The organism is uncultured Duncaniella sp. (genome assembly GCF_910578445.1).
Classification (GTDB): Bacteria; Bacteroidota; Bacteroidia; order Bacteroidales; family Muribaculaceae; genus Duncaniella.
In genome coordinates, this window is the sequence record NZ_CAJTQC010000009.1 from 1 (window position 1) to 18957 (window position 18957).

At 52.6% G+C, this 18957-nt stretch carries 15 protein-coding genes and 1 pseudogene; 7 read left to right on the top strand and 9 right to left on the bottom strand.

Annotated elements, in window-relative coordinates; translation table 11 throughout:
- Nucleotides 1–112: 112 nt before the first annotated feature.
- The 3 genes from QZ311_RS05470 to gltX form a co-directional block, all read right to left on the bottom strand.
- On the bottom strand, nt 113–652 hold the full coding sequence (locus QZ311_RS05470) for a carbonic anhydrase (RefSeq protein WP_297065111.1): 540 nt from the start codon (nt 650–652) through the stop codon (nt 113–115).
- Between the two features lie 143 nt (nt 653–795).
- The gene (gene argC, locus QZ311_RS05475) at nt 796–1767 is read right to left on the bottom strand and encodes an N-acetyl-gamma-glutamyl-phosphate reductase (RefSeq protein WP_297065115.1); all 972 of its coding nucleotides are present in this window, start codon (nt 1765–1767) and stop codon (nt 796–798) included.
- A 101-nt stretch (nt 1768–1868) separates the two neighbouring features.
- Nucleotides 1869–3404: a glutamate--tRNA ligase gene (gene gltX, locus QZ311_RS05480; protein WP_297065120.1), complete on the bottom strand. Its 1536-nt coding sequence runs from the start codon at nt 3402–3404 to the stop codon at nt 1869–1871.
- 317 nt (nt 3405–3721) lie between these two features.
- Between gltX and QZ311_RS05485 the strand changes: the two genes are divergently transcribed.
- Both QZ311_RS05485 and QZ311_RS05490 read left to right on the top strand, forming a co-directional pair.
- Nucleotides 3722–4351 carry a redox-sensing transcriptional repressor Rex gene (locus QZ311_RS05485; RefSeq protein ID WP_297065123.1) on the top strand — a complete coding sequence of 210 codons (630 nt, stop codon included), beginning with the start codon at nt 3722–3724 and terminating at the stop codon, nt 4349–4351.
- Complete coding sequence (locus tag QZ311_RS05490; protein WP_297065126.1) at nt 4348–4896, top strand: fumarylacetoacetate hydrolase family protein; 549 nt, start codon at nt 4348–4350, stop codon at nt 4894–4896. Before QZ311_RS05485 ends, QZ311_RS05490 begins: the two co-directional genes overlap by 4 nt.
- Nucleotides 4897–4947: 51 nt before the next feature.
- Here the strand turns inward: QZ311_RS05490 and QZ311_RS05495 are convergent, their stop codons facing one another.
- Entirely contained in the window at nt 4948–6741 is a 1794-nt protein-coding gene (locus QZ311_RS05495; RefSeq protein ID WP_297065129.1) for a M6 family metalloprotease domain-containing protein, read from the bottom strand.
- A gap of 566 nt (nt 6742–7307) precedes the next feature.
- Between QZ311_RS05495 and QZ311_RS05500 the strand changes: the two genes are divergently transcribed.
- The 5 genes and pseudogenes from QZ311_RS05500 to QZ311_RS05520 all read left to right on the top strand — a co-directional run bounded on the left by QZ311_RS05500 (nt 7308) and on the right by QZ311_RS05520 (nt 13590).
- Nucleotides 7308–9224 carry a DUF349 domain-containing protein gene (locus QZ311_RS05500; protein ID WP_297065131.1) on the top strand — a complete coding sequence of 639 codons (1917 nt, stop codon included), beginning with the start codon at nt 7308–7310 and terminating at the stop codon, nt 9222–9224.
- Nucleotides 9225–9412: 188 nt separating this feature from the next.
- Complete coding sequence (locus QZ311_RS05505; protein WP_297065133.1) at nt 9413–10798, top strand: undecaprenyl-phosphate glucose phosphotransferase; 1386 nt, start codon at nt 9413–9415, stop codon at nt 10796–10798.
- A 93-nt stretch (nt 10799–10891) separates the two neighbouring features.
- Nucleotides 10892–12661: pseudogene (gene recQ / locus QZ311_RS05510) on the top strand (DNA helicase RecQ); the annotation flags it as partial.
- On the top strand, nt 12644–12991 hold the full coding sequence (locus QZ311_RS05515) for a helix-turn-helix domain-containing protein (RefSeq protein WP_297065320.1): 348 nt from the start codon (nt 12644–12646) through the stop codon (nt 12989–12991). The pseudogene recQ and the gene QZ311_RS05515, both read left to right, overlap by 18 nt.
- 29 nt (nt 12992–13020) lie before the next feature.
- The gene (locus QZ311_RS05520) at nt 13021–13590 is read left to right on the top strand and encodes an NUDIX hydrolase (protein ID WP_297065135.1); all 570 of its coding nucleotides are present in this window, start codon (nt 13021–13023) and stop codon (nt 13588–13590) included.
- Nucleotides 13591–13707: 117 nt separating this feature from the next.
- Here QZ311_RS05520 and QZ311_RS05525 read toward each other — a convergent pair whose 3' ends face one another.
- From QZ311_RS05525 to QZ311_RS05545, 5 genes are all read right to left on the bottom strand, one after another.
- The gene (locus QZ311_RS05525; protein ID WP_297065137.1) at nt 13708–14214 is read right to left on the bottom strand and encodes a hypothetical protein; all 507 of its coding nucleotides are present in this window, start codon (nt 14212–14214) and stop codon (nt 13708–13710) included.
- 10 nt (nt 14215–14224) lie between these two features.
- The gene (locus QZ311_RS05530; RefSeq protein WP_297065140.1) at nt 14225–14644 is read right to left on the bottom strand and encodes a hypothetical protein; all 420 of its coding nucleotides are present in this window, start codon (nt 14642–14644) and stop codon (nt 14225–14227) included.
- A gap of 162 nt (nt 14645–14806) precedes the next feature.
- Nucleotides 14807–15460: an orotate phosphoribosyltransferase gene (gene pyrE, locus QZ311_RS05535; RefSeq protein WP_297065143.1), complete on the bottom strand. Its 654-nt coding sequence runs from the start codon at nt 15458–15460 to the stop codon at nt 14807–14809.
- Between the two features lie 410 nt (nt 15461–15870).
- A complete protein-coding gene (locus QZ311_RS05540; RefSeq protein ID WP_297065145.1) occupies nt 15871–16929 on the bottom strand; it encodes an energy transducer TonB in 1059 nt (352 codons plus the stop codon).
- A gap of 24 nt (nt 16930–16953) precedes the next feature.
- A complete protein-coding gene (locus QZ311_RS05545) occupies nt 16954–18897 on the bottom strand; it encodes a WG repeat-containing protein (RefSeq protein ID WP_297065148.1) in 1944 nt (647 codons plus the stop codon).
- Between the last annotated feature and the right edge of the window lie 60 nt (nt 18898–18957).

The window sequence follows — 18957 nt, forward strand, 5'->3', positions numbered from 1 at the left end:
CCTTAGTAACTACTTCCTATTTTTATTTTTGCCCAAAACGTTTAGGACAATATTGGTTAAAAACTTCTTGTCTCCGGGTCGGTGGTGACGGAGGGAGGCTTATTGTAATATTTCAGATATTCTGTAGGAGTCCAGTGACTGAGTCCATGATGTATCCTCCGACCCTTACATCCTTCGCCATAAGAGGATGGTTGCGGATGAGGTCGACCGTCTCGGCTACAGCTTCGGAGGTGTCGGTGAATCCGTGAAGCCAGCTGTTGAGGTCGATTCCGCAGTGGCGCATGAGCGAGATATGTTCTTCGTCGATTCCACGTTTGCGCATGAGTTCGAGCATCTCTTCGGCATCCATGCCCTGCACTCCGCAGCCGGTATGTCCGATGACCATGATTTCGTTGACACCGAGTTCGTAGACGGCGACGAGTAGCGAACGCATGGTGGAGTCGAATGGGTTTGTTATTGTCCCGCCGGCATTTTTAATCATTTTGACATCGCCGTTTCTGATGCCGAGGGCGGCGGGGAGGAGTTCGACAAGACGAGTGTCCATACAGGTCACTATGGCTATGCGTTTGTCGGGGTACTTGGAGGTCTGGTAACGGAGATAGCCTTCAGAGGCTACGAATTCGCGGTTATACCTTATGATTTCGTCTATCATAGCAGTGAGTTTTTAATATAATAATATAATTAGGTGTTGCTTAATCGGATATGGGTTTTAGGTTGCAAATTTATAAAAAAACAGAGTGCCACGGATTGTGACACTCTGAAAAAATCGGTATGTTTCACATTGTTTTCCTCCGATCAGAATGCAGCGGGTTTCATGGTGAGACCCGTAGTCTCCTGAAGGCCGAAAAGAAGGTTCATAGTGTGGACGGCGTTGCCCGCACCACCTTTGAGCAGATTGTCGATCACAGCTGTGATGAGCACCTTGCCGTCGATTTTGTCGAGGTGGATGATGCACTTGTTGGTGTTGACGACATCTTTCAGGTCGGGAATCTTGGATGTGATGAATGTGAAGTTGTGGTCAGCGAAATAGTCGCTGTAGAGCTTGATGATTTCGGGCAGATCGAGCGAGCAGTCGAGGTAGCTGACAGCCATGATGCCGCGCGAGAAGCAACCGCGCATCGGCAGCATGTGGATTTTAGAGTTGAAGCTCTGCTGCATCGCCTTGAGCGTCTGAAGAATTTCGGGCATCTGGGTGTGGGCGAACGGACGGTAGACGACCATGTTGTCGTTGCGCCACGCGTAGTGTGTGGTCGGGCGGTGTTCCGCGCCTTCGCTTGTCGCGCCGGTGATGACCGTAGTGTGGATGTCGGAGTTGAGCAGGAGGTTTTTGGCCAGCGGCATGAGCGAGAGTTCGACAGCCATAGCCACGCAGCCGGGGTTGGCTACATGGCGCGCACCGCGCACCATCGGTTTGCGGTTAAGCTCCGAGAGGCCGTAGACAAAGTCGTGAGTTCCGTCCTCGATGCGGTGGTCGCGTGCGAGGTCAATGATTTTGAGGTCTTCGGGTATGGTGTGGGTCTCGATGAATTCCCGAGTCTTTCCGGCAGGACGGCAACAGAAGAGGACATCGATGTTCTTGAGATCGAAGTTGCTTGAAAAGTTCATGTCGATTTCTCCGTGGAGTCCCTGATGGACATCGACGATGCGCTGTCCGCCGACAGTGCGCGAATGAACCCATTTCAGTTCGACATCGGGATGGTTGATAAGGATGCGGATGAGTTCGCCGGCAGCATAGCCTGAACCTCCGATTATGCCTACTTTGATCATGGATTTGATATTTAAGGATTGAGTGTTGAGTGTTAAGGATTAAGTATTGTTAAGGAGAAATGATGCTGTAGGGCCGCAGTGGCCCTACAGCTGTGAGTGAATTAAGCTTCAGGAGCTTTGATGTTGTCGATGCCGCGCTGTATTCTGGCGATGGTCTCGTCGCGTCCGATAAGCTCGGTGATGTCGAAGATATGAGGGCCTTTGCATTCACCGACGAGGGTGAGGCGGAAGGCGTTCATCACGTTACCGAGATGGTAGCCCTTGGCTGCCACCCAGTCGAGCACCACAGGTTCAGCGCCTTTCGAGCTGAAGTCGGGGAGTGAGCGGAGCACTTCGATAAGCTCTGTGAGGATGGCCGGGGTGTCTTCTTTCCAGCGTTTCTTTATGTCCTTTTCGGCATAGGTCTCGGGAGCTGTGAAGAAGAACTTGGCCTGGTCCCAGAGGTCGGCGACGAAATTGATGCGGCCTTTCACGAGTGAGACAACGCGGGCGATGTAATCGTCGGAGAAATCGCCGGCGTTCACGCCGTGGGCTTCGAGGACGGGGCGGAAGAGGCGTGCCAGCTCGTCGTCGGGTGTGGTCTGGAGATATTCGTGGTTGAACCAGCGGCCCTTGTCGAAGGCGAACTTAGCGCCCGAACGCGAGCAGTGGTCGAACGAGAATTTGGAAATCAGCTCGTCCATCGACATGATTTCGGTGTCGTCGCCCGGATTCCATCCGAGAAGGGCGAGGAAGTTGATGACGGCTTCGGGGAGGTAGCCCGACTCGCGGTAGCCCGACGAAACAGCGCCTGTCTTGGGGTCGGTCCATTCGAGAGGGAACACGGGGAAGCCGAGGCGGTCGCCGTCGCGCTTCGAGAGCTTGCCTTTGCCGTCGGGCTTGAGCAGAAGGGGGAGGTGGACGAATTCAGGACGGGTGTCGGCCCAGCCGAAAGCCTCGTAGAGAAGCACGTGGAGCGGAGCCGAAGGCAGCCATTCCTCACCACGGATGACGTGGGACACTTCCATCAGATGGTCGTCGACAATGTTGGCGAGGTGATAGGTGGGAAGGTCGTCGGCGCTCTTGTAGAGCACTTTGTCATCGAGAATCGACGAGTTGATGGTGACCTTTCCGCGCAGAAGGTCGTTGACCTCCACGTCGCGTCCCGGTTCGATGAGGAAACGCACCACGTAGGGAGTACCCTCGTCCATCAGCCGCTTCACCTCTTCGGCCGGCATCGAAAGGGAGTTGCGCATGTTCATGCGTGTCGATGCGTCATACTGGAAATTAGGCGTTGCGGCGCGTGCGGCTTCGAGTTCCTCGGGGGTGTCGAAGGCGATGTAGGCGCGTCCGGCGTCGAGGAGCTGTCTGACATGTGTGCGGTATATGTCGCGGCGTTCACTCTGCTTGTAAGGGCCGTAAGCGCCACCTTCGCGGACACCTTCGTCAATTTTGATTCCGAGCCATGCGAGCGACTCGTTGATATAGTCCTCTGCGCCCGGGACGAAGCGGTTGGAATCGGTGTCCTCGATGCGGAGAATCATGTCGCCGCCGTTGCGACGGGCGAAAAGATAGTTGTAAAGCGCTGTGCGGACACCTCCGATGTGGAGCGGGCCTGTTGGAGAGGGAGCGAAACGTACTCTTACTTTGCGGTTCATGTCGTGAAAATTGATTGCTTATTTTTACGGCAAAATTATGAAATTTTTTGCGAGATGCAAAAAGGGTGCTGAATAGTTCTTTGGATAATAGGCGGAAAAGTTGTAATTTTGTCTCAGAGTCTGTTTGCTTTTCGGACTTTGAAATCTATGGAGGCCTGCAGTCCACGTTCGTGTCGCCTTCGCGGCGATAGCCGACGGGTGGGACTTCGAGTCATGAACGCTCTCCTTCCACGTCCACTCTTAGAGCGTGAAAGCAAACATTTTCTCGGAAACAGAAGTTTACTTCTTGATTGAATGACTAAAACACGATTGCCTTAATGGAGACGACAGCACCATACGTACCGGAACCGGCCATACGCCGCCTGCCGTGGTATCTCGCCTGCGTGTCGCGTCTGAGAGCGGAAGGTGTCGAGTATGTCTCCTCGACGGCCATTTCCCATCAGCTCAACGTCGACTCGTCGCAGATAGCGAAGGATTTGTCGTATCTCAACATCAAGGGTAAGACACGCATAGGCTATGAGGTGAAGGAGCTTGAACGCGGTCTGCTCGATTTCCTCGGTTTTCATCGCGAGCACAATGCGGTGATGATGGGGGTCGGCAGTCTCGGTGCGGCACTCATGGCCGACTCCGGCCTTTCGCGCTACGGGCTTAACATCGTAGCCGGGTTCGATGTCAATCCCGATGTCGTCGGTACGCGGTTGGGTGGCAAACCGATCTATGATTATTCGGAGCTTGAACGCCGCGTCAGGGAGCTTGACGCCGAAATCGCGGTCATCGCAGTCCCGGTGGAAAGCGCTGCGGAAGTCGCTCAGAAGTGTGTCGATGCCGGAATAAAGGCGCTCTGGAACTTCACACCTTTCCATATCAAGACATCGCCGGCGGTGGCTATACAGAACACCTCGATCTATGCGCATCTCGCGGTGATGTATAACCGTATGCCAAAATGAAAATAATCCGTCTCGTTTCGTTATCATCCTCTCCCGATATTGATATTCATCCCGATTCGGCCCTGATTCTTCCGGGCCGTCCTCTCTTTATGCCCGAATGGGGCGAGGGTTGGGTGGCGTCATTGCATCCTTCGGTCAAAATCGGCCGTCTCGGCAAGAACATAGCACGAAAGTTTGCGTCGCGCTACTATGACGGCATCAGTCTTTCGCTCCGTGTCAGTCTCAGGGAGCCGGCAGGGCTTGAGGGTGTGCTGTCGGGGATGGATTCGAGCCTTGTCAATGGTTCGTGGCTTCCGGCAGAGCATGCCTCGGAAGATATGAGGGTTCAGGTTGCGGTCTCGGATGAGACTGTCGCTGAATCGGTTGCCGGGCCGATAGCTCAGACGGTCGATGAGGTCATTGCCAAAGTCAGTGAATACATGACACTGAAGATGGGCGATGTGGTCATGCTGCCTCCGGTTGCCGGCCCGATAGAGATTAAAGAGGGAGCGCGCATCACTGCCGCTCTCGACGGCGAGACCGTGATTGACCTGAGGATAGTCTGAGCCTCTGAAGCTTAACGGAGATTAGTAATATGTATAACAAAAGTGGCGCTTTCAGTGAAGCGCCACTTTTGTTATGTGGTTTCCGACCCGGACTATGTAGAGTCCTGTGGGGAGGATGATTCGGCGGGAGTCGCCTTGATAGACCGGAGTGCCGGCGACGGTGTAGACTGATGCCGGGAGGTCTGACCCGCTGATGACGATGGCTTCGCCGCCTCTGACCGTGACTGCGTCGGGCGACATTACATTGTCGATGGCTGAATCGTCACTGTTTCCTGCCGTGAAGCGTATCAGACGGCCGTCGGTGCGGATGTTTGTGAGCGGATAGCCGGGATTGTTGTGTGACCATGACTTGAAACTGGGGCTCGGCGGGAGAGTATTGGCCGTGTATTCGGTGACGTTTGATGCGCCGGGGAACGGGTCGCTCGGGGATGCCGAGGGAGATGTTCGGGTGATGGCCTCCACGAGATCCACGCGCTGATGTGAGCGTGAGTTGTTGACGGTGTTGCTGAACCATATTTCTTTATCGTAGTCGATGTGCCAGACGAGCATGCCTTCTCCCCTCAGATAGTAATCCCAGCCCTCTTTTCGCCGGTTTTCAAAGAGGAAAAATTCATTTTCGGCATCGGTCTCGACAAGCAGGGCCGTGTTGGTGTCGGCAAGCGGTTCGAGCGTGTATTCACCGGGCTTGTCGATTACCTTAGGTTGCAGCCAACCGAGCGACATGCGTTCGAATGAAGAATAGAGTGGCGGGGTGCGCGAGTCGTTCAGATAGCACCCCACGTCGAGTACGCTCCAAGTGTCGGGTGTCAGGTATGTGAGATGGGAGTTTCCGGTGTAGTATAGGTCGGGGAGTCCCATGACATGGGAGAATTCGTGGCAGAATGTGCCTATGCCGTCCGGCTTGCCACCGTCAATTTCGTTTGAACAGGCATAGTGGTTGAGCAGGCAGCCGTTGTAGTATCTGTTCATCTCACCGACCTCCCAAGAGTGTGGCCACACGGTGTTGATGTCTTTTATGCTGCCTGACGATTCGCCACGCCCGGCATAGATGAGGTATATGTTGTCGATTTCGCCGTCCTTGTCGCAGTCATAGATTGAAAAATCGAAGCCTTGGGCGCTGAGGATGTCGCAGGCGTCGGGAATCATGTAGGAGGCATTGGCATCGTCGTAAGGCTCGTTGCTTCCGTAGTAGGCCTGAGTGTGGGGGAGGGTCACCGGCCCTACGACATCGAACTGCGGGGTGAACACCCCGTCGGACGATGCGATGAAGTAATCGCGTGCCGACCCGGTGGCGTTGTCACGATTGAAGCCTTCAAGGTTGAGCAGGTCGCCGAAATATTCCTGCGGCATGGGAGTCGAGAATTTCACGTCGGTGTATTCTGCGAGGATTACCAGTCCGCGTGGAGAACCTGTGGTCGGAAACGTAGTTGTGCTCATGGATTCGGGTGCGCGTGACGATGCGCGTTTCCGACTGACGGAATGCCGTGGGGATGATGCGTCCGACAGCGAGGCTTTTTCAATTAATGTCTCGCAGTCGAGTTTTTTGAGAAAAGCCACGGTCGCGGCCGTACGGAACTGAGGGTCGCAGGCCGCCACGCCGCTGCTGACCATCCTCCCGTTGTCGGCCGTCTCTGCAAAATAGAGCCTCGGTCCGTCGGCAACAAGCGGATAGCCATCGTCGGTCACAAAATAATGGAAACGTTCGTCGCCGACCATGCGGTAGGTGACAGTCGAGCCGTCGGGTAGGGTGGCGGTATGTCTCACGGGGCGTGCCGGAGAAGCGTTGAGGTTTATGGCGGAAAGTAGCAGCGTGGCTGCAAGCAGAAATCTATGTGATGATGTCATGATGTAAAGATAGGGCTTTTTTGATTAATGATAAAAATAAATATGACGAAATCGGAAAAGGGGCAATGACTCGCCTGAGGCGACTCCGCTTTGTGACGGTCATCGGGCGAAACGCATCAATGATTTCGATCGGAAGACCGGCTGAGCGGCCGGAGAGCCGAATGTCATGGTCAACGGAGGTGTCAGTATCGGCGAGTAGCCCGTGTGGATTGAAGGACATCATTTATATTATATAGGTGGTAGATATTTTCTGATGTCTGCCGAGTTGCCGGCCCTGACCATAGAGGCCTTGCCTTTGAGGTGTGCCGACAAGAAATCGTCTTCGTTAATCGGACGCATTGCGACAGAGGGTGCGTTTGAACTTAGCGTGACTCTCGATGATATTTTATGTTAATTTTAGTATTTTGATGTTAATTATTGTGTTTTTCGCGAAATAAATTATTTTTTTTGAAAATAATCAGTAAATTAGCACACTAAAATCTATTTACCTATCCCTTCTCGCTGCGCGAGGCGGCTGCGGCCCCTGAAAAAGCGCAGTGAGCATTTTATCACCTTAAACAACTGTTATGGAACCGCGTGACACTTCAATGCCTAACGACGCATTGGATAAAACCCTGAACGAAGGCGCCGCATCAGTGGCAGCCGATTCTACAAACATTTCCACCCCAACACCTGAACCGACCGAGACTGTCTCAGCGGCTGTTGCTATTGAGGAGGAGTCGCCTGTGGCTGCTTCGTCTGAAGAGCTTTCAGAGGGAGTCGCTCCCGAACGTTCGCATGAGCCTGCAACCAAAGAAAGCATCCTCGCTGCATTGAAGCTCCTTTCAGAGAAAGAACCTGCGGAGATTACCAATGAAGAAGTGTCGCGTCTGAAACAACAGTTCTATGCTATCCGCAACGAGGAGCAGCGCAGCGAACGTGAGGCTTTCGTCGAGGCGGGCAATCAGCCTGAGGCTTTCCAGCCGGCATCCGATGAGACCGAGGAGGCTTTCAAGGCTATCCTTGCCACCGTCAAGGAGAAGAAGGCCGAGCAGCGTGCCGCCATCGAGGCCGAGCAGCAGAAGAACTATGAGCGTAAGAAAGAAATCATCGACAAGATTCTTGAAATGGGAAGCGATGTCGACAACGCCAACCGTTTCTTCCAGCAGGTGCGCGACCTTCAGAACGAATTCAAGGAGATTGGCGAAGTGCCCGCTCCCGTTGCCGCCGACCTTTGGAAGAGCTATCAGGACGCTGTCGAGAAATTCTACGACCAGCTCAAGATAAACAAGGAGCTCCGCGACTATGATTTCAAGAAGAACCTTTCGGAGAAGGAACTTCTTGTGGCTGAGGCCGACAAGCTTCGTGGCGAAGAGGACGTAATCACAGCGTTCCGCCGCCTTCAGGAACTCCACGAGCAGTGGCGTTCGATCGGTCCTGTGCCCAAGGAAGTGCGTGAGGAAATCTGGGGCCGCTTCAAGGATATTTCAGCTGAAATCAACAAGCGCTATCAGACTTTCTTCGAGGAGCGCAAGGCCCGCGAGCGTGAAAACGAGCTTGCGAAGGAAGCGCTATGCGAACGCATCGAGTCATACGAATTCGACAAGCTCTCGACCTATGCCGCATGGGACGAGATGACAAAGCAGATCATCGCCGCTCAGGAAGAGTGGAAGAAGATCGGCTATGCCTCGCGCAAGTCAAACAATGCGCTGTTTGCCCGTTTCCGTGAGACATGCGATAAGTTCTTTGCCGCCAAGGCTGAATTTTTCCGTGGCATGAAAGACACTCTTTCGCGCAACCTTGAGAAGAAAATCGCACTCTGCGAACGCGCCGAGGCTCTGAAAGACAGCACCGAATGGCGCAAGACAGCCGATGAGCTCGCCGCCCTTCAGAAAGAATGGAAGACTATCGGGGCTGTGGCCAAGAAGCATTCCGATCAGGTGTGGCGTCGTTTCCTTGCCGCATGCGACTACTTCTTCGAGCAGAAGAAAAAGAACAATTCAGGCACACGCCGCACAGAGCGTGCCAACCTCGAACAGAAAAACGAGATTATCGACAAGCTCAAGGCTCTCGATCTCGAGGCTCTCGGACGCGAAGAGGCCATCAAGGCTGTCAAGGACCTTCAGGCCGAATGGCAGAGCGTAGGCCATGTGCCTTTCAGCGAGAAAGACAATATCTATGAGGCTTATCGCGCCGTTGTCAACGAGCTTTATCAGAAGCTTGACATCTCGCAGCGCGGTTCGCGAATGGCTTCGTTCGAGAATACCATCAATGAAATCGGCAATGACGAAAACCGTCTCTACCGCGAACGCGAGCGCCTTATGCGTATCTACGAGCAGCGTCGCAGCGAGCTTCAGACCTATGAGAACAACATGGGCTTCCTCTCGGCTAAGTCAAAGAATGCCGGTTCGATGCTCAAGGACATGGAGCGCCGCATGCAGCGTCTGAAAGACGATATCGCCGACCTCGAAAAGAAGATTGCGGTAATCGACAGCAAACTCTGATAAAGACAACGCAATCATAGCGCCGGCAGGCGATGTGATTCGAACCATACGACATGAGTGACCATCGGAGGCAGGATTGATGCTTCCGATGGCCATTGTTTTCTGTCGGGTTGATATTTTTTCGGCTTCGTTCACAATATTTAAGGGTGGCAGACCGATTATATATAAGAGACCACACACATTAGGCTATGGGAAAAGGTAACAGACACGGACGATATTTCCACAGAGCTCTCACTTTAGTTGACTTCCTGATACTTAACGGGGTCTTTTTTGTCGTGACCATACTTAATCCGTCGGTGGCTGAAATCCACACGCGGCTGATATGGGTTCTGCTCAACGTGGCCTATATTCCGGTTGCCCGTCACATCGGGCGCATCCACAAGGTGAGGGCCATGCAGATGGACAGGCTGATGCTTTCGGTCCTTCACGCCGTCTGTTTCCACGCGCTCGGATTCATATTCCTGCTCTATTTCCTGAAGCTCGATGCAATCCCGGGGCGTGTTTTCGCGGAGTTCTACTCGGTGATGGCGCTGATGCAGATGGTGTGGTGGCTCGGCTCTCACTATCTCCTGAAGACCTATCGCCGCAGTGGCCGGAGCTATTCGCGGATTGTCATTGTCGGGTGCAACCCAACCGGGGAGCGTCTGCTGGCTGAGATGGAGCTTGACAGCGGTTTCGGCTACAGATGTCAGGGATTTTTCGACCGCTACTGTCCTCCCGATTTCGAACTCCGCAGCCAGTATGCCGGCAATCTTGAGGAACTGGAGAAATTTGTGGTCGAAAACCATACAGACGAAATTTTCTATGCCCTTTCGGGTGAACAGCGTGAGGCTGTCCAGCTCATACTCGGCATCTGCGAGAAGCATATGGTCAAGTTCCATTTCGTCCCTCAGATATCGCCCTATCTCACACGCAAGTTCAGGCTTGACTCCATCGGGCAGATGCCTGTGCTCGAAGTGCGCCATAACCCTCTTGAACGCAATGCCAACCGTGTGCTCAAACGGGCCTTCGACATAGCTTTTTCAGGTACATTCCTGCTGTTTTCTCCCATCATCTTTATCCCTGTGGCGATTGCCATCAAGCTCAGTTCGCCCGGTCCGGTGTTCTTCCGCCAGATGCGCACAGGCTATATGGGGCGCGATTTCCTTTGCTGGAAATTCCGTACCATGAGGGTCAACGCGCAGGCCGACAGCATGCAGGCCACGAGGAATGACCCCCGCAAGACGAAGCTCGGTGATTTCCTGCGCCGCACGAGCATCGACGAGCTCCCGCAGTTTATCAATGTGTTCATGGGCGACATGTCGATTGTCGGCCCGCGTCCCCACATGCTCAAACACACCGAGGACTACCGCCGTCTTATCAGCCAGTACATGGTGCGCCATCTCATCAAGCCCGGCATCACGGGGTGGGCGCAGGTGCGCGGTTACCGCGGGCAGACCGAGGAACTGTGGCAGATGGAGCGACGTGTCGAACACGATATATGGTATATTGAGCACTGGTCGTTTCTCCTCGACCTGAAAATTATCGTCCGCACGGTCATCAATGCCCTCGGTGGAGAGGAGCAGGCTTTCTGACCCCTTGCGCCTGCCTATTTTTGTCCAATCCAATCTCATCCAGTACAATTGTCAGAATCAATACTCGATATAAAGGAACGTGCGGTCGCACTTCTGCGCCGTTTTTATGGTTACAGTGAATTCCGTCCCCTGCAGCTCGACATCATCACTACGGCTGCGTGCGGGCGTGACTGCGTGGTGCTCATGCCTACTGGCGGCGGCAAGTCGATCTGCTATCAGATTCCGGCTCTGCTGGCCGACGGCGGAGTGGCCATAGTCGTCTCTCCGCTCATAGCGCTGATGAAGGACCAAGTGACCGCGCTGACTGCCAACGGCATCCCTGCGGCGGCGGTCAACTCGATGCAGACCGATGCTGAAAACCACAATATACTACAGCAGCTTTTCACCGGGCGCATCAAGATTCTCTACATATCGCCCGAACGTCTGCTGATGGAAATTGACCGCTGGTCGCGCGACCTCCCGATAAGTCTCATTGCCATCGACGAGGCTCACTGCATCTCGCAGTGGGGGCATGATTTCCGCCCAGACTATACACGGCTGTCGCGCCTGAAGGAGCTTTATCCGAATGTCCCTATTATGGCGCTCACGGCTACGGCCGACCGCCTGACGCGCGACGACATTGCGCGGCAGCTCTGCCTGAGAGAGCCGGCCACATTCATCGGCTCGTTTGACCGCCCGAACATTTCGCTCCGTGTGATGAACAATCCCGGCAAGAGCCAGCGTCTGCGCTACATCGCTATGCTCATCGACCGCTACCGCTACGATTCGGGCATAGTCTACTGTATCAGCCGCAAATCGGCCGAGTCTATGAACAACGAGCTTCTCGGCATGGGCTACAAATCGGTGGTCTACCATGCCGGGCTTTCAATCGAGGAACGCAACCGTGCGCAGGACCGTTTTATCAATGGTGACGTGCAGGTGGTATGCGCGACGGTGGCTTTCGGCATGGGTATCGACAAGAGCAACATCCGCTGGGTGGTCCACAACAACATGCCACGCAATATTGAGAGCTATTATCAGGAGATAGGGCGTGCCGGACGCGACGGCGTGAAGGCCGAGGCGACGATGTTCTATTCCTATGCCGACATCATCACCCTGCAGGGTTTCGTCGATGAGAGCGGACAGCAGGCCATAAACAACGAGAAGCTGAAACGCATGCAGGAATATGCGGAGTCGTCGCTGTGCCGGCGGCGCATCCTGTTGAGCTATTTCAACGAGACCATGGACCACGACTGCGGCAACTGCGACGTGTGTCTCAATCCTCCCGAACGTATGGACGGCACTGTCATCGCCCTCAAGGCCATGAGCGCCATCATAAGGACTGAGGGTGCTGTCGGGTTCACGATGCTTATCGATATTCTGCGAGGCGCGGCGAAGCGCGACCTTATCGACCGTGGCTATCATCAGATAAAGACCTACGGCGCAGGGCGCGACCTGAGCTACCCGGAGTGGAACTCGTATCTCTCGCAGCTCATACAGCTCGGACTGATCGACATTGCCTATAATGAAAACAACCACCTGAAGGTGACGGCCTATGGTGCGGCTGTGTTGCGCGACCGCACGCCTGTCACACTCGCACAATATAAAGAGCCCGAACGCCGCAAATCGGTGCGCGGAAGGAAGGAGGTGATTCCCGAGCCTGAACTCAAGCCGGCCGAGCGCCTGCTGGCCGAGTTGAAGGAGGTGCGTCTGAAGCTCGCCCGCAAGGAGCAGGTCCCCCCCTACATCGTCTTCTCCGACAAGACGCTGCTTGAAATGGTGCGCGTCGAGCCGACCGACATGGATTCGTTCTCGAAGGTCGAGGGTGTCGGCGAGAAGAAGACCATCAGGTATTGGAAGCCGTTTGTGACGGCCATACGCAAGTTCAAGGGTATCGCCGAGTCGCTCGGCAGCGGGCTGTCGCACGAAGAGACGCTTCTGCTGCTCAATGCCGGCTATGATGTGGAGGGCATCGCGGAGACCAAGGGTATAAAGCCACGCACGGTCTACAGCCACATCGTCTCGCTTATCCGTCAGGACAAGCTGACCGACTTTTCGGCAATCATAACCCGCGAGCAGTATATGCGTGTGATGACTGTCGCACGTGAGAACCCCGATGGGATGTGGGATATACTCAACAGCGAGATGCCAGACGGCCTTCCGTCGGTGGCGCTTGCCATCAGTGATTTTCTGCTTAGGCAGAAGGAGAAATAAGGTTATAAACAGCCCTAAATATATTAATTATGAATTCTGTCAATGAAGATGAGAAGATGAAATGGGAGACGCTCGGCAGCGAGTATCTCTTCCGTCGTCCGTGGCTGACGGCAAGACGCGACGTTGTGCGTCTGCCAAACGGAACGGTGTATAACGAGTATTATGTGCTTGAATATCCGACGTGGATCAATGTGATAGCCATTACCCCCGAGGGGAAGTTTGTGATGGTGAAGCAATATCGCCACGGTCTGGGCATCGTGGCTACGGAGCTTTGTGCGGGTGTGGCCGAGAAGGGTGAAGACCCGCTGACCACCGCGAAGCGCGAATTGCTTGAGGAGACCGGTTTCGGCGGCGGCGAGTGGGAGCTGTCGATGGTGATTTCGGCCAATCCGAGCAGCCAGAACAATCTCAGCTACAGTTTCATCGCCAGAGGTGTGGAGCGCATAGCCGAGCAGCATCTTGACGAGACCGAAGATATAAGGGTCGAATTGCTCAGTGAGGATGAGGTCTGGGATATGCTTGTCAACGATAATATGAAGCAGGCTCTCATGGCCGCTCCGCTCTGGAAGTATTTCGCTCTGAAAGGACGTAAGGAATAAGCTTACTTATATAGGTATATAATAGAAAAAATCAGAGGTGCAGGAAAGTCTTGGCTGACAAGGCTTTTCCTGCACCTCTGGTTTGTTTTTGTTTATATCTTCCGATCCTGCGTATTCTCAGCGGGTCACGACACGATATTCCGTAGCTCCGCCTGAGATGACCGAGTAGCGCCTGAGGGCGTAGCCGCGCTCCTGTGCCGGGCCTGAGATCGGGTTGCCACGGTTCTGGAACACGTCGAATGTGCTGCCGCACGACGGGCAGCGGGCAAAGAGTTCGCCTTCGGGGATGGCGACACGGACATTGGGACGCACTTCGAACGGACATGCGAGGTCGTAGGCGTGGAGGTCGCCGATGACATCGGTGACGAGCAGCAGGCCGCCATAGCCTGTACGGTCGAGTGTGGTGTAGGGGAAATTGGAGGGGACGCGCTCTTTTGAGTTGAAGATGTAGGTGCGCGATGAGGCTGCATCGCCCTGCACGCCATATATGTTCCAGTCGCCGACGGTGTGGAATGTCAGATGGACTTCGGCGTAGGGGATGCGGTCGTCGCCGACCGACTCGCATGCCGTGAGCATTGCGGCCAGCGGTAGTAGCGCGAGCAGTTTGCGAAGGAGAGTGTGCATTCTGGCGGTATTACTGGAATATTGAGGTGAAGACTTCGCCGAATTTGTCGGCTGCTTCCTGAATCTTGTTTCCGATGAAGGGTTTGAGCATCGGTGGAATCTCGATTTTGATTGCCGGAGTGAGAGTGGTTGATTCTTCGCCGGCTTCCTTGAGGTTGACCGAGAGGCTGAGGGGGACGGGGCATCCTTCGGCCGAGAAGCTTACGCGGCTTGTCGGGATGCGCTCGCTGATTTTAAACACGAGCTGGCCGATGGCCGGGGCTTCCATGCGGATGCAGTCGCCGTCGAATTCGACACCGTTGAGCTTTTCGCGGTGCTCCTCGGGGAGCTGGTCGACGAGCGAGCGGTATTGGCTGAGGTCAGCCACGCGTTCATAGATCTGTCCGATGGGACGGGGGAGTGTCACGGGTTTGCCTGTATATGTTGCCATAATTTTAGCGTTTGTTTTGTGGTTTGGGTTTTGGTTTATGGTGATAAAAGCCACCGGTCCGTTGAATTTTTGATTGCGGACAGGTGGCTTGATATTGTTTTCGGTCGTTTTTCGTTCAATCAGGGCGGTGTGAGAATGGACCGGCAGTGATTGATGAGGTGATTATTCGTCGGCCTTGGGGGTGTCGGGAGTCCAGAGCGAGGGGTCTTTGCGCCATTCCTTGAGGGTTGCGACGTCGCTCTCGCGGATGAATCCGGTCTCGAGGGCTGCTGTGATGAGAGCCGAGTAGTTCGAGAGGGTGATGAGGTTGACGTTTGCATCCTTGAAGCGCTTTACCGCCACGGGAAATTCGTAGCTGAATATTGCGACCATGCCGATGACTTCGCATCCGGCGTTGCGGATTGCTTCGACTGCCTTGAGGCTGCTACCTCCGGTCGAAACGAGGTCTTCGATTACCACTACTTTCTGTCCGGGACGGAGGTCGCCTTCGATGAGGTTTTCAAGTCCGTGGTCCTTGGGAGTTGAGCGGACATAGACGTATGGGAGACCGAGAGTGTCGGAAACGAGTGCGCCTTGGGCTATCGCTCCGGTGGCCACGCCTGCGATGGCGTCGACGTCTCCGAAGTTCTCGAGGATAATGCGGGTGAGCTCGACCTTGATGAAGTTGCGGACATCGGGATAAGAGAGAGTCTTGCGATTATCCGTATAGATGGGTGAGTTCCAGCCTGACGCCCAAGTGAAGGGGTTTTCCGGCTGAAGTTTGATTGCACTGATTTTCAGTAGCTTCTCTGCGAGGATAAGGTCAAGATGTTTCATGAGAATTGCTATTCGGGAAATAGGTTGGATGAATTGATAATATTCGGGCGCAAAATTAGAATTTTTGCCGTCGAAATGCAACTTTTTTTAGTTTACGTTTCTTAAAAAAGTTGTTTTTTAACAAGTGGTTGTGCTGCCGATGACATTCGGCGGTCAGGAGGCATGATTGCCCGACAATTGACCTGACAACAGGCTGTTAAAGCTATATAAGTATAATAAAAAAGAAGATGTCTCACGACATCCTCTTTCCTTTTTAAACCTTTATCTTAATCTAATACTATGAAAAACACACATGCAAATGTACGCATTATAATTGAGATGATAAGTAACTACTAAACGATTTTAACTTTTTTTGACTAAAAATAGATAAAAATAGTCACATTTGCATGTATTTATTCTTTAACACTTGTTTATTTCACCTTCACGAATTTGATTTCAGCGCTGTAGGCCGGAGAAAATGACATGGACAGACGAGCGACCGTGCTGCATGCTTTTCCTCCTTTGGTCGCGGGTTTCCATCCGCGCAGTAATCTTACAAGTCGCATAACTTCTTCGTCGACTCTCACATTGCACCGGCGGACATATTGAGGATTGCTTACAGCGCCTTCGGGCGTGATGATGAATTCTACTGTTGCCGTTCCGTTAAGAGCCGATGGAATTGCAGCGTGTGGTTTGCGCGCATTTTTACGCAGGAAGGCATACAATGCGTCCGCTCCTCCCGGATAGACCGGAGCAGTAATCTTGTTGGCTTCGGCTTTTACTTCTGTATATAGGGCGTTGGCCGGTTCGTATCCATCGTTGTGAAGTTCGGTCAATAGAATAAGTGCTGATTCGAGATTCTTGGCTGTCCCTTGTCCCTGAGCAATCATTGAGGCGAGTGAGAGTTTCATGTCATTGCTGATGGCTTTGTGCTTTAGGGCTTCAATAAGGACGTTGACTGAGTTTGTCCAGTCATTGGCGGCGAAATATATACGGCCGATTTCATTGATTCCGGCATATTCGCCGTTTTCAGCTGCATGCTTGTAATATCTGATTGCCTTCTCTTGGTCCGAGTTCGCATAGAGATTTCCCAGAAACATGCTGGCTTCGGTTGATGCGTGGTCAGATGCATTGGTCATCATTTCGAGACCTTTGTCGGGTTGTCCGTTTTCGTAATAATAATTGGCAAGATGGAAAAGGGTGGGAGGATAATTGTGTAAGGCAGCCTTGTTGTACATGTTCATCATGATTGTTTTGTCGGCCTTTACTCCCCATCCGTGTTCATACATCTGCCCGAGTGCATCGAGCGCCGGCAGGCTTCCGGCCTTGGCTGCGCGCTGGAGCATCGGGAGCGCTGCCACATAAGATTTCTCACGGAAGTTTCTCAGTCCGGCTTCCTCGTCGTAATTGTAGGCGCTTGCCGGTATCAGCGAGATGGAAATCAGTATTAGCGCTGCTAATCTCTGAAGTAGGTTGATTGAATGTCTCATATTTTTGATTTGGTATAATAATCCTTAATTATTGCTGCGCTCGATGACGAAAGGCATCTTGGTTTTGCCATCGGCTGAAATCCATGTGCCGGAGATTTCCGATGAATTGTATGTCCCTGCAAACTGGCCTGTAATTTTGCCGTCTGTTTTCTCTTCAAGCCGGATTGTGCCGTCGTTGTCGAGATATCCTGACAGGTTGATCGGAGAGTTACGGGATGTGTAGTGATATGTTCCGCTTACTTCTGAACCGAGAATGCGGAGTTGCATGACTATTCCATACTTATTATTGATTTTACCCTCGAATCTCTCTGTCGAGGCCGTGTCATCGGCTTGCTGCGTGTCGTCGGCTGTGGATGTGGAATCCTGAATTTCGGAATTGTTTTTTCCTCCCGAAATCATTGTAATATTGATTCTATTGTCGTTAAGGGATAGTTTGATGTGGTTTTTTCCATAAATTCCCGCAGCCGAGTTTTTGTCAGAGCTGATTTTGAGATTCATTTTTTCGGCTAAGGCATTGAACAGTTTTTCCTCTTTTCCGCTGGCCAGTCCTGTGGTCTGTAGTGAATAAAGCATGGCTTTCGGGGTTGCATTCTTTACAAGCACACTGGTTGTGCCCCACCATCCGTCGGAAACGTCCTGAAAGAATTCGCCTTTAATGCAGAAAGTGGCGATGAGGTCTTTGCCAAGTTCCTCGGAGTCGATATTTGTCTCTCCATAGCTTACGTAGAGGTTACGTTCGTTAATGTCAAATTCCTTGAGAATTTTGGAAATGGGGGTGTTTAGAGTAATGCCCTTGATTCCTCCTTTAGTCACTTTGTCCATCACCATCCCGACTGCTTTATCGATGTTGAAATAGCGGGTGTCGACATAGTAGTTGATTCCTGTGCGGGGGAGTCCGTACATCATATTGAGAATATACATTCTCGGTAGTCCGTCGAACTGGGGATTTGCCACATATTTGCCTTCTCTGTCAATTATGCCGACTTTGTCACCTGTTCTTACAAAGGCCGCCTTATTGTTAATAAATGAGAGCGCTTCGTCAAACTGAGGATTGATGACTATTTTACCTTTACGGTCTATATATCCCCAGCTGTTTCCGATTTTTACAGGTGCATAATCGTTACCGCCGAAGATTGATGCATTGCTGAACTGCGGGTTTATGACAAATTTACCTTTTCTGTCACACCAACCATAGTTTTCCTTGTCGTCAGAGGTGGCGATGAGGAAAAGGTCACCGTCGTGATATATTTCGCTGAACTGAGGGTTGATTTCAAGTCGGCCGTTGCTGTCGATGATTCCGGCGTCTCCATTGCTGTTTTTGACAATGGCATATCCGTCGATAAACGTTGATAGATGTTGCATTACCGAGTCGCTTATCACCATTCGCCCCTCCTTGTTGATGTAGCCTGTATTTTTCCCGATTCTGACTTTGGACATTCCTTCGCTGAAAAGTGACACATCGTCAAATTGAGGTGCTATCGCGAATTTTCCTTTTTTGTCCAAGAAACCGTATGCCTGAGAGTTGTCAGACTTTGTGGTCATGGCTATTGCCAGACCATCGGTGAATATCCATACTCTTTCGGCATCCTTTGCTACTATGAGCGTGTTGCCGTCGGTGTCAATCAGGGTTGGCGCACCGTCGGGCTCTACTGTCCATGCAACACCTTCTGAAAATGGTGTGGCACTTACGTATTTTGGTGGAATAACATAAGTTCCTTTTTCATCGATATAACCGTAGAGATTCCCTTTGCCGACAAGAGCACGGCCATCAAAAAATTCTCCTGCGTAGTCGAATTGCGGATTGATTATGTAGTTTCCTTCAAGATCGATGTAACCATAGTTTTTTCCACTGAGGATGGGGACAAGACCGGTGTTCATGTCACCGCTTCCGCACGAACCGAAAGCCGGAAGTAACATCAGAATGAAAATCCGTGACAGGATTCGGCGGATGACTGTTTTTTTCATCATGGTAGGAATTAAGAAATGTGATTTAACCTTTCATGCATTGTCATATAGTGAAGGGCGGTG

Bases quoted from the DNA above. Each gene is read 5' to 3' on its own strand.
- QZ311_RS05470 (WP_297065111.1), bottom strand. From the start codon at position 652: ATGATAGACGAAATCATAAGGTATAACCGCGAATTCGTAGCCTCTGAA.
- argC (WP_297065115.1), bottom strand. From the start codon at position 1,767: ATGATCAAAGTAGGCATAATCGGAGGTTCAGGCTATGCTGCCGGCGAA.
- gltX (WP_297065120.1), bottom strand. From the start codon at position 3,404: ATGAACCGCAAAGTAAGAGTACGTTTCGCTCCCTCTCCAACAGGCCCG.
- QZ311_RS05485 (WP_297065123.1), top strand. From the start codon at position 3,722: ATGGAGACGACAGCACCATACGTACCGGAACCGGCCATACGCCGCCTG.
- QZ311_RS05490 (WP_297065126.1), top strand. From the start codon at position 4,348: ATGAAAATAATCCGTCTCGTTTCGTTATCATCCTCTCCCGATATTGAT.
- QZ311_RS05495 (WP_297065129.1), bottom strand. From the start codon at position 6,741: ATGACATCATCACATAGATTTCTGCTTGCAGCCACGCTGCTACTTTCC.
- QZ311_RS05500 (WP_297065131.1), top strand. From the start codon at position 7,308: ATGGAACCGCGTGACACTTCAATGCCTAACGACGCATTGGATAAAACC.
- QZ311_RS05505 (WP_297065133.1), top strand. From the start codon at position 9,413: ATGGGAAAAGGTAACAGACACGGACGATATTTCCACAGAGCTCTCACT.
- QZ311_RS05520 (WP_297065135.1), top strand. From the start codon at position 13,021: ATGAATTCTGTCAATGAAGATGAGAAGATGAAATGGGAGACGCTCGGC.
- QZ311_RS05525 (WP_297065137.1), bottom strand. From the start codon at position 14,214: ATGCACACTCTCCTTCGCAAACTGCTCGCGCTACTACCGCTGGCCGCA.
- QZ311_RS05530 (WP_297065140.1), bottom strand. From the start codon at position 14,644: ATGGCAACATATACAGGCAAACCCGTGACACTCCCCCGTCCCATCGGA.
- pyrE (WP_297065143.1), bottom strand. From the start codon at position 15,460: ATGAAACATCTTGACCTTATCCTCGCAGAGAAGCTACTGAAAATCAGT.
- QZ311_RS05540 (WP_297065145.1), bottom strand. From the start codon at position 16,929: ATGAGACATTCAATCAACCTACTTCAGAGATTAGCAGCGCTAATACTG.
- QZ311_RS05545 (WP_297065148.1), bottom strand. From the start codon at position 18,897: ATGATGAAAAAAACAGTCATCCGCCGAATCCTGTCACGGATTTTCATT.